The organism is Marinobacter sp. KM021 (assembly GCF_050707965.1).
Classification (GTDB): domain Bacteria; phylum Pseudomonadota; class Gammaproteobacteria; order Pseudomonadales; family Oleiphilaceae; genus Marinobacter; species Marinobacter shengliensis.
Genome location: NZ_CP136129.1, coordinates 1,413,509 through 1,428,745 on the forward strand (window position 1 = coordinate 1,413,509; position 15,237 = coordinate 1,428,745).

At 58.4% G+C, this 15,237-nt stretch carries 12 protein-coding genes and 1 pseudogene; 1 reads left to right on the forward strand and 12 read right to left on the reverse strand.

From position 1 onward, the window contains the following. Window positions 1-6 precede the first annotated feature (6 nt). Window positions 7-870: a cation diffusion facilitator family transporter gene (locus tag RVM24_RS06630; protein ID WP_431475147.1), complete on the reverse strand. Its 864-nt coding sequence runs from the start codon at window positions 868-870 to the stop codon at window positions 7-9. 48 nt (window positions 871-918) lie between these two features. Here RVM24_RS06630 and RVM24_RS06635 point away from each other — a divergent pair, with 48 nt between their 5' ends. After that, window positions 919-1,956: an IS630-like element ISPa47 family transposase gene (locus tag RVM24_RS06635; protein ID WP_228247432.1), complete on the forward strand. Its 1,038-nt coding sequence runs from the start codon at window positions 919-921 to the stop codon at window positions 1,954-1,956. Window positions 1,957-2,095: 139 nt separating this feature from the next. Here the strand turns inward: RVM24_RS06635 and RVM24_RS06640 are convergent, their stop codons facing one another. The 11 genes and pseudogenes from RVM24_RS06640 to RVM24_RS06690 all read right to left on the reverse strand — a co-directional run bounded on the left by RVM24_RS06640 (window position 2,096) and on the right by RVM24_RS06690 (window position 15,052). Beyond that, the gene (locus RVM24_RS06640) at window positions 2,096-5,293 is read right to left on the reverse strand and encodes an efflux RND transporter permease subunit (RefSeq protein WP_228247431.1); all 3,198 of its coding nucleotides are present in this window, start codon (window positions 5,291-5,293) and stop codon (window positions 2,096-2,098) included. Window positions 5,294-5,308: 15 nt separating this feature from the next. Continuing rightward, window positions 5,309-6,715: an efflux RND transporter periplasmic adaptor subunit gene (locus RVM24_RS06645; RefSeq protein ID WP_228247430.1), complete on the reverse strand. Its 1,407-nt coding sequence runs from the start codon at window positions 6,713-6,715 to the stop codon at window positions 5,309-5,311. Between the two features lie 15 nt (window positions 6,716-6,730). Next, a complete protein-coding gene (locus tag RVM24_RS06650; protein ID WP_228247429.1) occupies window positions 6,731-7,969 on the reverse strand; it encodes a TolC family protein in 1,239 nt (412 codons plus the stop codon). Continuing rightward, window positions 7,956-8,159, reverse strand: coding sequence for a hypothetical protein (locus RVM24_RS06655; RefSeq protein WP_431475429.1), 204 nt, complete (start codon window positions 8,157-8,159; stop codon window positions 7,956-7,958). The genes RVM24_RS06650 and RVM24_RS06655 overlap by 14 nt, the downstream gene beginning before the upstream one ends. After that, window positions 8,120-8,665 carry an efflux RND transporter periplasmic adaptor subunit gene (locus RVM24_RS06660; RefSeq protein WP_276309323.1) on the reverse strand — a complete coding sequence of 182 codons (546 nt, stop codon included), beginning with the start codon at window positions 8,663-8,665 and terminating at the stop codon, window positions 8,120-8,122. Before RVM24_RS06660 ends, RVM24_RS06655 begins: the two co-directional genes overlap by 40 nt. 252 nt (window positions 8,666-8,917) lie before the next feature. After that, window positions 8,918-11,623 carry a heavy metal translocating P-type ATPase gene (locus tag RVM24_RS06665; RefSeq protein ID WP_253556966.1) on the reverse strand — a complete coding sequence of 902 codons (2,706 nt, stop codon included), beginning with the start codon at window positions 11,621-11,623 and terminating at the stop codon, window positions 8,918-8,920. 175 nt (window positions 11,624-11,798) lie between these two features. Beyond that, the gene (locus tag RVM24_RS06670) at window positions 11,799-12,365 is read right to left on the reverse strand and encodes a DUF4148 domain-containing protein (protein WP_228247428.1); all 567 of its coding nucleotides are present in this window, start codon (window positions 12,363-12,365) and stop codon (window positions 11,799-11,801) included. Window positions 12,366-12,619: 254 nt separating this feature from the next. After that, complete coding sequence (locus tag RVM24_RS06675) at window positions 12,620-12,997, reverse strand: ArsR/SmtB family transcription factor (RefSeq protein WP_106763572.1); 378 nt, start codon at window positions 12,995-12,997, stop codon at window positions 12,620-12,622. 43 nt (window positions 12,998-13,040) lie between these two features. Then, window positions 13,041-13,997: a cation diffusion facilitator family transporter gene (locus RVM24_RS06680; RefSeq protein ID WP_431021671.1), complete on the reverse strand. Its 957-nt coding sequence runs from the start codon at window positions 13,995-13,997 to the stop codon at window positions 13,041-13,043. Window positions 13,998-14,378: 381 nt separating this feature from the next. Further along, a pseudogene (locus tag RVM24_RS06685) lies at window positions 14,379-14,606 on the reverse strand (MFS transporter); the annotation flags it as partial. Window positions 14,607-14,698: 92 nt separating this feature from the next. Then, window positions 14,699-15,052 carry an ArsR/SmtB family transcription factor gene (locus RVM24_RS06690; protein ID WP_106763577.1) on the reverse strand — a complete coding sequence of 118 codons (354 nt, stop codon included), beginning with the start codon at window positions 15,050-15,052 and terminating at the stop codon, window positions 14,699-14,701. Window positions 15,053-15,237: the final 185 nt, after the last annotated feature.

A 15,237-nucleotide genomic window follows, 5' to 3' on the forward strand; every position in this document is an offset into this window, starting at 1 on the left:
CTCTTGTTAGTGCTGATCCGTTTGGCTGGGCACGGGTTGATCCCGGCAAGCTTCTTCGGTCAGCTCGATTTCAATTGTGGTGTGAGCCAGCGGGTATTGTTCGAGCGCCATAGCAATGGATTGTTTGATGGCGCAGTATTCGTCAGGACCAAAAACTCCCTCGTGATCCACTACGATATGGGCCGTCAGTACATGCTGTTCACCATCCAGGGACCAGAGGTGCTGGTGATGAATTCCGCTGATGCCATCAATGCCAATTAGTGTTCGCCGGATCTCCTCGTGAAGCGCCTTATCTGGAACAGCCTGAAAGAAAAGCTTGCCGGTTCCCCAAAGATTCCGACACACATTAAACAGAATAAAGAGAGTAAAGCCCACCGATAGCAATGGGTCGAGAATAGGCCAGTCGGCAAACTGCAAAACGATTGAGATAATCAGCACTGCCACCCACCCCAGCACATCTTCCAATAAATGCCAGTTCAATACCTTTTCGTTCAGCGTATTTCCCTTGCTAAGACGATAAGCAGCAATACCGTTGACGGTGACGCCCAGAATCGCCAGCGCTAACATGCCCTCGGTGACGGGCATCACTGGATTGGCCAGTCGGGGAATTGCTTCGCTTAATACCCACAGCGATCCGGCAATCAATACCAGGCCGTTGATCAGGGCGCCGAACAGGGACAACCGCCGGTAGCCATAGGTGAATTCGGTGTCGGCGGATTTACGTCCCAGCCGGTTCAGGAGCCAGGCGCTGCCAATGGACAGACTGTCACCCAGATCGTGCACCGCATCGGCCATGATAGCCGTGCTGTTGGTGAGCCAGCCGCCGATGAATTCGATGATGGTAAAGCCCACATTAAGAAAGAACGCCATTGCTATTAACCTGGCAAATAAATAGGGCATATTAGATAATCTGTCTCCATGAAAATAGATGCCCGTAAACTCAGCCCCCAAGAACAACGTGAAAAGCGCTCCACGGCCCTACGCATGCGTGAGCAGGGTTACACCTACAAGGCTATTGGCGAAGCGGTTGGTGTTCACCCCCGCACTATTGCTCACTGGGCGCAGGTCGCAGAACATAAAGGCGAAAAGGCTGCCATTGCCGGCGGCCAGCGTGGTGTGCGCCAGGGTGATCGCCGCAGTTTGAGCTCCAGCCAGGAAGTGCTGATTCGCACCTTGATGACCGATAAGATGCCCGACCAACTCAAGCTCGGCTTTGCGCTCTGGACGCGTGATGCGGTGCGAGAACTGATCCGCCAGCGCTGTGGTTTTCTCATGCCGGTTCGAACGGTTGGTGAATACCTCAAGCGTTGGGGCTACACCCCGCAGCGCCCACTGCATCGGGCTTATCAGCAGAAACCTGAAGTGGTTCAGCACTGGCTGGATAATGAATATCCACGCATCGCACAGCGGGCCAGGGCTGAGAATGGTGAGATTCAGTGGGGCGACGAAACCGGTATGCGCAGTGACAGCCATGCTGGCCGCAGCTACGCCCCTATTGGCGAAACGCCGGTGCGCCTGGTCAGCGGCAGTCGTTTTTCCACCAACATGATTTCCACCGTGACCAATCGGGGCAAACTGCGCTTCATGCTGTATCGGGAAACGCTGACAGCCCCAGTGCTGATTCGCTTCCTGAGTCGCCTGATTCGCGATGCTCAGGGCCGCAAGGTGTTCCTGATTCTCGACAACCTGCGCGTACACCACAGCAAAAAGGTGAGCGCCTGGGTTGGCGACCGCAAAGAGCAAATCGAACTGTTCTTCTTGCCGGCCTACGCCCCGGAGTTGAACCCTGACGAGTATTTGAATTGTGATTTGAAACATCAGGCTCGCACGGGCTTGCCGGCGCGTAATCAGGACGAACTGGAAAGGCGTGTTCGCTCGGTCATGAGACGATTGCAATTACGCCCTCAAAGAATCCGTTCTTATTTCCGGCATCCACGTATCGCCTACGCAGCATGATTTGGTGTATTTGATTGCCGGGTTAATATGCGGCTTGCGCTTTCATCTTTGTGGTGTGAATGATCGTGTTGATGCATAAGCAACCCTTACACAATAAATGTACCTGCCCTGACCGTAACGATAAGGGCAGGCAAAACGTTTATGCCATGTCGCTTAACTTGCCTTTTGAAAACCAGGCAAACAGCACCGGCAATACAAACAGCGTCAAGAACGTAGCGGTTACCAATCCGCCCACGATCACACTCGCCAGAGGCTTTTGGATTTCTGCGCCGACACCATTCGACAGCAGCATGGGGATCAGACCCAGTGCCGAGGTAATAGCAGTCATCAGCACGGGCCTTAGCCTTGAAACCGCTCCATCAAACACCGCATCCGATACTTTCAAGCCATCCGCAATCCGTTGATTGATGCTTTCCACCATGACAACGCCATTCAGGACAGCGACCCCAAACAAGGTGATGAAGCCCACTGAGCTGGGCACCGACAAATACTGACCGGAAATCCAGAGTGAAAACACACCACCAATCACCGCAAGCGGGACATTCACCAGAATCAGCATGGCCTGGCCAACCGAGGCAAAGGCAAAATAAAGCAACAAAGCAATTAATCCCAGCGAAACCGGCACCACCAGGGATAAACGCTTTTGCGCTCGTTGCTGATTTTCAAACTGGCCACCGATATCGACGGAATAACCGGTGGGCAGGTCCACTTGCTCGGCAATCACCTGACGAATATCAGCAACCACGCTACCCATGTCCCGTCCATGAACATTGGCCTGAATCACCACTCGACGCTGCACGTCATCACGACGCACCTGCGGTGGACCAGATGCGATACTGACTTCCGCCACATCCCCTAGGCGAACCCAGGCACCTGACGGGGCCTGTAAACGCAGGTCGGCAATGGTTTCACGGTCTTCGCGAAACCGCTCAGCGAGCCGCACGTAGATGTCGTAACGCTCGTTGCCATTGATGATCTGGCCGGCACTGGCACCTCCCAGCCCTTCGCGTACCAGCTCCATCACGTCGCCCACGGCCAGACCGTAACGGGACAAGGCTCTGCGATCCGGTTTCACGACCAGTTGAGATTCACCGGCGATCTGCTCCATGGCCACATCGCGGGCACCTTCGATTTCTTTTACTGCGGCCTCAATGGCCTGGCCCTTATTGGCCAGCACGGCAAGATCGGGACCAAACAGTTTGATGGCCAGCTGCGCTTTGACACCTGAGAGCAACTCGTCCACACGGGTTGCGATGGGTTGCGAGAAGTTGAACAGTAAGCCCGGGTGTTGCTCCAGTTTCTGTTCCATCAATGACTGGAGTTCATATCGGTTGTCTGCACTGGTCCATTCCGGCACCGGTTTAAGGCCAATATAGATCTCGATGTTATTCACCGGCTCAGGATCGCCGCCGATTTCAGCCCGGCCAATGCGCGACAGCGCATAGGTTACCTCCGGGAATTCCATCAACTTGGCCTCCAGTTTGGGGGCCACTTCCAGGGCCGTGTCCAGACTGGAAGAAGGTGCCAGGGTGACACGCAGATTGATGGTACCTTCCTCCAGTTCGGGCACGAACTCCGTACCCAGGCGGGGCAGCACCAGCGCAGCCGCTATCACCATAACGGCTGCAACACCCACCACCATTTTGCTGTGCCCCATCGCCCAGGCTAATCCTTTACGATAGAGCCTGTCGAGCGGCTTCAACACAAAGCTATCGCGTTGACGCACACCCTTGCGAAAGAGGTAGGTGGCCAGTGCAGGTACGATGATCAAGGCCACTAACACTGCCGAGAGCATAGCCAGCATGATACTGATGGCCATGGGCTGAAACAGTTTGGCTTCGACACCTTCAAAGCTAAACAGCGGCATGAAGACAACCAGAATAATGGCCGTGGCAAAAAAGATGGGGCGAGCGACTTCCTTACCGGCTTTCTGCAGGCGCAAGGCAATACCATGACGGTCGTGGGCCACATCAAAAGGGTCCACGTCATCGGAATCCACCCGCGATTGTCTCTTGGTATCATGTTCAGCATCCGGGTGCGTCAGATGTTTAAACATGTTCTCCACCATTACTACGGAGCCATCCACCAACATGCCAATGGCGACCGCAATCCCCCCCAGCGACATCAGATTGGCCGACAATCCGAACCAAGCCATCACCATTAAAGCGATTCCAATAGATATCGGGATGGACATCAACACCAGAAAGGTGGCGCGCAGGTTCATCAGGAATAGCGCAAGGATCACGACGATGAAAATAAACGCCAGCAGCAGGGCATTGACCACGGTCTGTACGGCCTGGGTGATCAAATCCGCCTGATCGTAAAATGCCTCGAAGCGAACACCTTCCGGTAATGCCTGGTTAATACGCTCAATGCGTGCATTGACTCCATCAATGGTGGCCTTGGTGTTGGCCCCCATGCGCTTGAGCACGATGCCGGACACCACCTCGCCGAGATTCTCCACCTTGTCGTCGGCGTTCTTGCGCGTCATGGTCACCGCTCCCTGACGGATCTCACTGCCCAGGGCCACTTGCGCCACGTCGGACACGGTGATCGTAGTACCGTCCACGGTTTTCAGTGGCACCTGACGGATCTGTTCCAAGCCCTTCTCACCATGATCCAGCCAACCCGTACCCCGGATCACCAGTTGCTCCTGGCCCCGGTTCATATACCAACCGCCGACGTTGGTGTTGTTGCGCTCCAGTGCCATCATGACGTCGTCCTGGGTCAGCTCGTAGGCCAACAGTCGGGACGGGTTTAGGTTAACCTGGTACTGACGCACCTCACCGCCAAAGGAGAGCACATCGGTCACGCCCTCGGCCGGGATCAATAGCAGCTTCACCACCCAGTCGTTCAAGCTACGCAAAGCCATGGCGTCGAAACCGGCATCGGGTTCTGCCACCAGCAGATACTGATAGACCTGACCCAGGCCGGAAGTATTCGGGCCCATTTCCGGTGTGCCGACGCCATCGGGGATCAGCTCCTTGGCAGCCTGAAGCCGTTCAAATACCAGTTGCCGGGCAAAATAAATATCGGTGCCTTCTTTAAAGACTACGGTAACGCCGGACAGGCCGGTTTTGGAAATTGAGCGCACCTCTTCCACATCCGGTAAGGCGTACATCACGGCTTCGATGGGATAGGTAATAAGCTGTTCCACCTCTTCGGCAGCCAGCCCCGGTGCTTCGGTATTGACCGACACCTGCACGTTGGTGACATCCGGAAAAGCATCCAGATTCAGTTTTGGAATAATAAAAACGGCACTGACCGTTAGTGTGATCAGGGCTATCACCACCAGCAATCGGTTGATGACCGCCCAATCGATAATTCGGTTAAACATGGGGTCTCCTACTGCTTAGTGGTTATGGGGGTCAAAGCCGCCCTTGGCGATCTGAGAGGCAACAAAGAAAGCGCCCTGAGTGACGATGCGAGCCCCCGGACCGACACCGCTAATTTCACGTAGCGGCCCGAGCGCTCGACCCAGCTTCACCTCCACTGGCTGGAATTCGCCAGGATGGTCTTCCACGAATACCGTCCAATCTCCGTCTGCGCCGCGCATCAGTGCGGTTTCGGGTACCGCCAGCACGGGTCTTTTAGTCTGGAATCGGAAATACACCTCGGCGAACTGGCCGGGGTGCAGGCGGTGTTCCGGGTTATTGACCAACAGGCGCACGGTACGGGTACGGGTGATGGGGTCAATGGTGTGCGCCTCCTGAGTGACCTTGGCGTTTACACGGACATCCCCAGCCACCACTTCCGCTCTTGTTCCCGCGCCCAGCGTCAGGGAGAGATCGGCGGGCAGGTGGGCCTCCACCCAGAGTTGCTTTTCATCGGCCAACGCAATCAAGGGCGCGCCCGCCTCGATGCGCTGCCCCTGCTCGAAATCATCGCTGAGCACCGCGCCGTCAATCTCGGCATGCAGGATATACTCCCCTAATGCAACAGATTGCTGAGGAGCGACCAACGCTTGCAAGTCCGAGGCCGAAAGGCCGTAGGCCAGCAGCGTCGCCCGGGCTGCCTCCAGGCTGGTTTTGGCCGTGATGTAACGCTGTTCACCCACGGTTTTGCGCCCAAGTTCCTGTACTCTCTGCCATTCAGGCCAAGCCGTGCGGTAATTGGCTTGTGCTTGCGCCACGGTTTCACTGAACAGAGTAACCAGCGGCTGACTCTGTTCGACGTGATCGCCGAGGACGACATGGCGGCGCAGCACCACGGAGGGCACCCGGGGCGATACCCGGTAACTGGTGTAGCCGTTGGAAAGGATCTCCCCCGGTGCGTAAAGCTGATAATCGACCTTTCTGGGAGTCAGTGGGTTTACCTGAATATCGGCCAGGGTCATTTGCGCCGGGTTCAGTGAGGCAGAAGTAGCTTCTTGGTGACCTCCATGCCCACCATGATTATCGTGGTCACCGCCCTCGCTATGCTCTTCATGCCCGTGTTCTGAGCCGGAGTTGTGCTCGTCGTGGGCACTGTGTTCATCATGATTTTCGTCGCCATGATCATCGTGCGCATCCTTGTGATCACTATTGACGTCCTCGCCGTGTTCCGCGTGGCCGTGCTCGGTGTCAGGCTTATGGTCATCATGCTCTTCATGGTTTTCCTCACGATGATCGTCATGATTATCCTGTTCGCTATGGGGTGCCGCCGTTATCGCTTTTTCCTGCCCATGCTCACGTGCATGCTCAGACTCAGATTCTTTGGCGTGGCTGGCGGTTGCGGTCGCAAGACCAGCCACCAAAATGGCTACCAGTGTTTTATTCATGTTTATCATTCCTGTTTAATTCGTTGACGCTGTCGATGACTTTGTTGCGTTGTTCAGGTGGCCCGATTGCTGAAGTGCTTCGGTGAGCGCAAGCCGTGTCTGCTTTTCCAGCTCAATGCCTGCCAGCAGGCTTTCGGTGCGTTGATTCAAGGCCAGCAGATAATTAGTGGTGGACAGATCACCCGTGCGCCATTGCCGTTTCAGCAGTTCGGCGCTGTTCTCGACCCGACCCTGAACAACCTCTTGCCAGCGGCGATATTGCTGTTCAAAGCGCTGCCAGGTGGCCTGTGCAGCCTGCCAGTCAAAGCGCTGCTTGCGGTAGATAGCCTGAAAACGAGCCTCGGCCTCCAGCGCTATGCGTTCGGTGGCGCGAGTTTCTGCACTGAAGTTGTTGCGGACATTCAACGGGATGGAGAAGGTCAGCCCGACAACGCTCTCTCCACCATCACGACCGGAATTGACGCCAAAGGTGGGCTCCGCCTTGGCGGTACGCCGTGTCACTTCAGCTTCCTCCTTCAGCGACTGCCAGCGGGCGTGGGCGCTGGCTACGGCCGGGTGTTGCAGTAACTCCTGATCCGAGGTCAAGTCTGGCTGGGAGGGCCAGAAATCATCAGGAATGCCGCCTCGCGTGGGCGCCCATGCGGGCAGCAGCTCGCGAACCCGGATTTCGGCTTTCTGTATCGCGGCTTCGGCCTCGGCAACCTGAGCCAGCTGCTGTGACAGGGACAGAAAGGTGAGTTCGGCATCGATGCTGCCCAGATCACCTGCCTGCTGGCGCTTATCCACCTGTTCGAGCAAGGCGTTAAGTTGCTGCTGTTGCGCTTGGGCAATGGCGGCGGCGCGGTTGGCGGCATGCCACTCCACCAGTGCGGCAAGCGCCTCGGCGGTTTTGTCCAACACTTGTTGCTGGTACAGCGCTTCGGCGGCGCTTCGCATAAAGCCCGCCTGCTGCCGTCTTGCACCCCGTCTGTCCCACCAGTCGATGGTCTGCTGAACGCCGACCCGGTAGTTGTCTTCCTCTCCATTACGCTCCAAATCGGTGGACAGCTCCGGGTTGTAAAGCGGCTGCTCCAGCGCATCGGCGCTGGCGTTGGAGCCCAGCAATTGCTCGCGGGCGGCAAGCACCTCGGGGTGTTGTTGTATCTGGGAGGCGAGCCAGGCGCTCCAACTCGATGTCTCTGCGTAAGCAAACATGGGCAGAAAAAGCACGCACGCGCCCAGCAAGGCCCGTCTGGGCCAGTCAAATCGTCTCATATTGATGCTCCTCGTCAATGTCGAAATAAACGTACATCGGATCGACCGAAACAATGGTCGTGAGCAGCGTTGCCGCGCCCGCGCCACCACCGCTGACCAGATTGCCCTCGGTCACCAGCATGCGATCCACCCGGCCTGCGATCGGTGCGGTCACCCGTGCATAGGACAGGTCGAGCCGGGCGGCAGCCACGCGGCTTTTGCCGCTTGAACCTGCGCCTGTCGTGCATTGCGTGCGGAGACAGCATCGTCATAGGTCTTGCGCGATACCGCACCGGTGGATACCAGCCGCTCGGCACGCTCGAAATCGCTTTGCGCCTGAGCGGTCAGCACTTCGGCCTGGTGCAGTTGTGCCTGAGCGGTGTCGAGAGCGACCTGGAAGGGGCGCGGATCAATCTGAAACAGCAACTGGCCCTTGCTGACCAGACTGCCTTCAGGGACGCTGACCGCGTCGATGGCGCCCCCGACGCGCGAACGTAGCTCCACCGTTTCAGGTGCGGCGAGGTAGCCCGTGAACTCGACCGTCGGTGTCATGGTGCGCACGATTACCTCGGCCACCGGCACCCGAGGCGCCATTGCGCCGGGAGGCCCGCCTGCAGCCGGCCCTTCATTGTTGGATGCGTTGCGGCTGACAACGGCAATGCCCACGCCAGCGACGATTGCCACCGCCAGCAGAACTACTCCAATTTTCTTTTTCATGATGAAAATGACCCTTGCTGTGTGCTCCGCCTCAAGACCACTGTGCGGCGTTGGTGAGGACTCTAGAGGTTTCAATAGTTGGAAGGTCAAGCTCCCGCGAGGAAAAAACTTCCCGGCTTCCCTGACCTCCGCCGTTGACCTTGTGATGGCGAAAGCCGGAGGCATCGAATCTCAACGTCACGAGAATCGGCACCTCCGGCGCACCTGCGGCACACTGGCTTAGCAATGCAGACCTATGTCCAGCCGCTGCCGTCAGTGCGCAGCCTGGGGCTGAGGCGAGCGCGTCGGATGGCCGGTGTCGCGGTCGTCGTCCACACTTTGGGCACCCTTGAACCTCAGCAGGCGCAGCGCATTGAGCGTGACCAGCGCTGTAGCGCCGGTATCGGCCAGAACCGCGACCCACAGGCCCGTCATGCCGAACACGGTGGTGACCAGAAACAAGCCCTTGAGGCCAAGTGCAAACACCACGTTTTGATGGATGTTCGCCATGGTGGCGCGTGACAGTGCTACCAAGTGCGCCACGTCCGTCACGCGGCTCTTGAGCAGCGCCGCATCTGCGGTTTCCAAGGCCACGTCCGTACCGCCACCCATGGCGATACCCACGTCGGCAGTCGCCAGAGCCGGCGCGTCATTGATGCCGTCGCCGACCATGGCCACCTTGGCATCACGCTTCATGTTGTTGACCAGATCCAGCTTGTCCTGCGGCAACAGTTCGGCCTTCCAGTCGATTCCCAAGCTGTCGGCAATGGCTTGTGCGGTACGCTGGTTGTCGCCCGTGAGCATCACGGAGCGAACGCCCATGGCCTTGAGCTGAGCGACACCTTCGCTTGCATCGCGGCGCGGCTCATCGCGCAACGCAAGCAGTCCCAGAGTCTCCTTGCTACGCTCGTCGAACAGAACCGCAACAGTCTTGCCGCTGTTCTCCAGCGCTTCGATTTCCTTACGCTGCTGGGCCGACAGCGTAGCTACCTGACCCGCGTGAGATGGGGAACCCACTGCCAGCATTTTGCCGCCCACAGTGGCTCGCACCGCTTTGCCGGCAATCGCCGATGCCTCCGATGCTTTGGGAATGGCCGTATCCGTGCTTTCTGCATGGACGACGATAGCCTTGGCCAGTGGGTGGTTCGACCCGGACTCGACGGCGGCGGCCAGCGCCAGCACCTGCTTTTGTCTGAGCTGACCAAAAGGAACTACCTCGGTCACGCGCGGCTTGCCCTCGGTCAGCGTGCCGGTTTTGTCGAAGGCGATGGAGCGGACACGGCCAATGGTTTCCAGCGCGTTGCCGCCTTTGATCAGCAGCCCTCGACGCGTCGCAACCGCAAGACCCGAGGCAATCGCCGCCGGAGTGGAGAGCACCAGTGCGCAGGGGCAGGCAATCAACAGAAGAGCCAGGCCACGGTACAGCCAGGTACTCCAGTCCCCCCCCATGGCCAACGGCGGCACCACCATGATCAGCGCGGCGATGGCCATTACGGCCGGGGTGTAGTAGCGGCTGAACTTCTCGATGAAGCGGGCCGTGGGCGCCTTGGAGGATTGCGCCTGTTCAACCAGTTGGATGATGCGCGAGATGGTGTTGTCCGACGCGGCCTTTTCCACCCGGACTTCCAGCACACCGTCGACGTTGATCGAGCCGGCGAAAACAGTGTTGCCAGCAGCCTTTTGACGCGGCACGGATTCTCCCGTGATCGGCGACTCATCGAGGCTGGATTCGCCACGCAGGATCTCTCCATCGGCAGGTACTCGGTCGCCTGGCCTGACCAATACAGTGTCATTGACCTTCAGCGAGGCAGCCGGGACGGTACGCTGACCTCCATTGGGATCGAGCAGCACCGCTGTCTTGGGAACCAGTGATGCCAGTGCCTTGATGCCAGCTCTGGCACGACCGGCGGCTACGCTTTCCAACAGCTCACCGACCGAGAACAGGAAGACCACTGCTGCTGCCTCTTCAGCCTCACCGATGAACAGCGCACCAATCGCAGCGACTGACATCAGGGTTTCAATGGAGAAAGGCGAACCGGATCTCGCCAGCGCGAACGCTTTGCGCGCAAATGGCGTGACACCCGCAATCACGGCAGCAGCGAATATCCATTCGCCGTAGAGCGGCAGCAGCAGGGTCATGGCATAGGCCGAAGCCATCAGCACACCCAATCCGATCACATGCTTGCCTTTTTTCGTCTGCCACCAGCGGCGGTTCTGAATGCTAGTGGCCGGGACAGAGACTGCGCCGGTATCAGAGCCGTCATGGCGGCGTACATCGGAGACTCCGAAACCCAGGCTCTTGATAGTCTTCTCGATGTCGCCGAGCTGCGTGGGAACGCCGGATGCGAGCGTCAGCTCCAGTGTCTCGGCGGTGAAGTTGATGCGTGCGTCGGACACGCCGACCATGCGCGCGAGGGCCGTTTCAATCTTGCCGACGCAACTGGCACAGTCCATGCCTTCGACGCGCATGGAGACGTTGGGTGGCGTGCTGGGTGCAGTACGGATGGCAGGAGCAGCCGCCGCGTGGTCATGCCCGCTGCAGGCTCCGTGCTCGTGGCCGTGGCCATGCTTGTGATCGTGTCCGTGGTCATCACCGCATGCCTTTCCGTGTGCATGATTGTGCCCGTGGTCGTGAGCATGCCCATGGTCATGGTGACCGCCGCAGCCGGCATGGCCATGCGCGTGGGCCGCCTGGCGCGGTACGGGCACCGGGGACACTTCGGACGTGGGCAGTTCCTGCACGTCGAAGCCCAGGGATCGGATTTTCTTGGCGATATCCCGCGTAGTCGCACGGCTGTGCGGTTCACGCCTCAAGATGAGCGTCTCGCTCGCAAAATTGACCTGCACGTCCGACAGGCCGTCGAGGCGGCCAAGGGCCGTCTCGATCTTGCCGACGCAGCTCGCGCAGTCCATCCCTTCAACGCGAAAGCCGAGGTGTTCCCCAGCTTCTTCGCTACGGTCTATTTTTTCCAAAGACATATCGATCTCCAATTTCTCCGAATACCTCACACGGTGGAATGCGCCGCAGACCGATCTGACCGCCTTATCAATAACAAACACATGGACATACGTTCATATGTTTGTTATGAAAAAAAGACATGTTCGTCCTTTTGGCTGCGATCCCCGATGGTTATGGTGTGCGGCGCACGTTCTCTCAGTTCTGGCGCTGTTGCAGGTAGTTCTGGAAGGCGACACGGTATGCAGGGCTGGATGTGTCGGGGGTTTGATCCCCAGCCCAGAACCGATCCAGCCCGGCGCGTTTCCATGCAGCCAGATCGGCTTGAACCTCGGCTCGCGTCAGCCCCACCTCCTGCTGATACTGCTCGCCGTCGCGCAGGTGACGATAGGTGTCGTATGTCGCGCGGTATTGCGAGCTGAACGTGTCGGTGCCGCCGTCGCCGCGTTCGAGTTTGTCTAAGCCGGCACGCTTCCACAGCGCCAGGTCGGCACGCACCTGATCTCTCGTCAAAGCGGTGGACTCACGGTAGTCGGCTCCCAGACGAAGTTGCAGGTAGTTTTTGTAAGCTTGGCGGTATTCCGAGCTGAAAGTGTCAGGCCCGGCGTCTCCCCCGGAAAGCTTATCCAGTCCGGCCTGCTTCCACGCCGCCAGGTCAGCGTTGACTTCCGCGCGCGAAACACCTGCGTCGAAGGGTTGGGCGCCTGCACCAGCCGCAACGAAGGCGGAAAGCAGAACTGCGACGTGAAATTTTTTGGACATCATCAATACTCCTTGACGTTACAAACAATGGCGTGGTGCTCACGCCTCCTTCAGTTGATTCATAGTCGAATAATAACACACATGAAGATATGTTCAATTGTTTATTTGAAGGTACGGATAGGCCTTTTCTGTTCCGGGGCAAGACCTCTGGTTTCAGGCAAAGCGACGAAGGGCTCTGGCCTCCACTCTGATATTGACCACCCAAAAAAAACGGCACGCCCCTTGCCAGAGCGTGCCGCACACATTTGCACACTCAGTCAATCGTCGGATCTATCCTCGGAAATGTGGGAAGCCATGTCCTGAAGCACCTGGCTGACGTGCTGATCCGCGATACCGTAAAAGATGTGCTTTGACTGGCGTTCGCCGCGCACGAGACGCGCGCCACGCAACAGCCGGAGGTGGTGGCTGACCAAGGACTGCGACAGATCGAGCGAGTCGGCGATATCTCCCACAGCGACCGATCCGCGCATGCAATGGAGCAAAATCTTCAACCGCGATTGGTCGCCCAGCAGACGGAAGGTTTCGGCCAGAACAGCGACGTCACTTTGCGACAGTGCAAGAACATCAGTAGCCGCGCCGTGGCTGGAGGTCGAACATTGCGCAATATCGGAGCTGATGGTTTTGCGGAACGTCATGGCTTCAAACCCTCAAGTGAACTGCGAGCCGGCTTGCACGGCCTCAATGCTTGTGACCAGAAGCGGAGTGGTCATGGTTGTGCCCACTGTGGTCATGGCCGCTGTGGGCATGACGGTCCGTCCTGGGTTGCAGGCTGCAGACGTTCTCGTCGGCTTCCGAGTTCCAGTCGATCCCGACCGTGGCGTGTTCGATGCTGAATTGCTCTCGAAGCACCGCCTCGACGCGCTTGACCACGGCTCGCGCTTCCTCGTCCACATTGGGTCGCACGTGTAGCGTGGCCATGGTGCGACCGGAGGTGAGTTGCCACACGTGAACATGGCTGACAGCCGCTAGGCCGGGAACGGCGCTCATCAGGCCTTGTTCCACCTTCTCCGGCGAAGCGTCCTCCGGCGCGCCCTCCAGCAGGATATGGATAGACTTGGCCAGGAGCTTCCAGGCGCTGCGCAGGATCAGCGCCGCCACCAGAACCGACAGGATGGGATCAATGGGCGTCCACCCCGTGAGATAGATGATGACCGCAGCGAGGATTGCTCCCACCGAGCCCAACAGGTCGCCTATCACATGCAGGATGGCACCTTTCACGTTGACGTGCTCGGTATCGCCGCGTGTCATGATCCACAGCACGAGCAGGTTTATCAGCAATCCCAACACGGCGACGATCATCATGGGGCCAGCCAGGATCACCGGCGGCGCTTGCAGCCGCCCCCATGCTTCATAGACGATCCAGGCGACGATGGCGAAGAGCGTGACGGCGTTGATGAAGCCGGCAAGTACCTCGAAGCGTAGATAGCCAAAGGTGCGCTTGCTGTCTGCGGCGCGGCTGCCGAACCGGAACGCCATATAGGCCAAGGCCAGCGCCATCGCATCGGTCAGCATGTGGCCCGCATCGGCCAGCAGCGCCAGCGAGCCGGAAATCACGCCGCCCACCGCCTCCACGATCATGAAGGTGAAGATCAGCACGAAGGAAATGAGAATCTTGCGCTGGTTGGCGCTGGTCACAGTTGGCACATGGCTGTGGTCGTGACCATGGTCATGTGAGTGAGAGTGGGACATGGGAGCCTCGGGCAAGTTAAATTTTGACTACGCGAGGAAATATAACACATGAACACATGTTCATGTGAAGTGTTTTATTTAGCCATACCAGTGTTCGTGGCGGATGCGTTGCAACGCCGCGGCAAGACAGCCCTGTGTGCTGCCATTGCCGAGAAGAGGCCTATCCTCTCGGCCAGATCCGGTGCAGATCGTCCACGATCAGCGAATGATGGTGTCTGCCCTGATCTGCGTGCGTTCGCAAATGAGGGTGATCCGCCGGTAGGTTTGGATGGTCATGGGTCAGATCGGACGGGGCGCTGGCCGGCCACAGCCGAAGCGCCAGCGCCACGCCACTTCGATTTCGCCCAGGCCGAAGCGCGCCTTCACGAGGACCACCGTGTTCACGATCACCATCGAGCCCGCGGCCGAGACGGCCAGGCTGATCGCCAGCAGGCCCGCAGGCGCGGCCGAAACGAGGAAGCAGAGCATCGTTCCCACGAACAGGTTGTGAAAGCTGATGACGGTCAGCAGCGCGGCGGCCAGCATTGGGGAAATCACGCTTTCCAGGTCGTAGGCCTGCGGGACAGCGACAGCGTCTTCTAGTGAGAATGCCTGCAGCAGCGGCCACCCACTGCTGCGCGTAATGGTAGGTTTTGCGATCCGCTCGGCTACTCGTCGTTGTGGTCTTCAGCAATGTGGATGGCCATGTCCAGCAGCACCTGGCTCACGTGCTGGTCGGCCACCTCATAGAAAATCTGCTTGGCCTGGCGCGCACCCTTGACCAGCCGAGCTCCACGCAGCAGCCGCAGATGGTGGCTGACCAGTGATTGCGAGAGGTCGAGGGTCTCCGCGATGTCCCCCACCGAAGTAGACCCCTTCATGCAGCACAGCATGATTTTCAGCCGCGAAGGATCGCCCAGGAGGCGGAAGGTTTCGGCCAGGATGGTTACATCATTGTGCGACAAGGATGTCAGATCGGCGCTTGCGCCGTGAGGTGTGCTTGCTGGTTTGCGTGAAGTCATTTGTCAAAAATTCCTGCTCTCGAACGGCTGTTCATGCCCTTCAGGATCAACGAGGCTGCGGCAGAGCGATCATGCGCAGCTAGGGATCTGGGAAAGCTTGGCAACCAGAACCCGCCGCACCTCTGTCGCCAGCGCTTTCCCAAACCAGACAGTACACATAAAAAAATATGCTTGACCTTCCCACG

What these genes read in the sequence shown, in the direction of transcription:
- RVM24_RS06630 (WP_431475147.1), bottom strand. Translation starts at nt 870, where the DNA reads ATGGCGTTCTTTCTTAATGTGGGCTTTACCATCATCGAATTCATCGGC.
- RVM24_RS06635 (WP_228247432.1), top strand. Translation starts at nt 919, where the DNA reads ATGAAAATAGATGCCCGTAAACTCAGCCCCCAAGAACAACGTGAAAAG.
- RVM24_RS06640 (WP_228247431.1), bottom strand. Translation starts at nt 5,293, where the DNA reads ATGTTTAACCGAATTATCGATTGGGCGGTCATCAACCGATTGCTGGTG.
- RVM24_RS06645 (WP_228247430.1), bottom strand. Translation starts at nt 6,715, where the DNA reads ATGAATAAAACACTGGTAGCCATTTTGGTGGCTGGTCTTGCGACCGCA.
- RVM24_RS06650 (WP_228247429.1), bottom strand. Translation starts at nt 7,969, where the DNA reads ATGAGACGATTTGACTGGCCCAGACGGGCCTTGCTGGGCGCGTGCGTG.
- RVM24_RS06660 (WP_276309323.1), bottom strand. Translation starts at nt 8,665, where the DNA reads ATGAAAAAGAAAATTGGAGTAGTTCTGCTGGCGGTGGCAATCGTCGCT.
- RVM24_RS06665 (WP_253556966.1), bottom strand. Translation starts at nt 11,623, where the DNA reads ATGTCTTTGGAAAAAATAGACCGTAGCGAAGAAGCTGGGGAACACCTC.
- RVM24_RS06670 (WP_228247428.1), bottom strand. Translation starts at nt 12,365, where the DNA reads ATGATGTCCAAAAAATTTCACGTCGCAGTTCTGCTTTCCGCCTTCGTT.
- RVM24_RS06675 (WP_106763572.1), bottom strand. Translation starts at nt 12,997, where the DNA reads ATGACGTTCCGCAAAACCATCAGCTCCGATATTGCGCAATGTTCGACC.
- RVM24_RS06690 (WP_106763577.1), bottom strand. Translation starts at nt 15,052, where the DNA reads ATGACTTCACGCAAACCAGCAAGCACACCTCACGGCGCAAGCGCCGAT.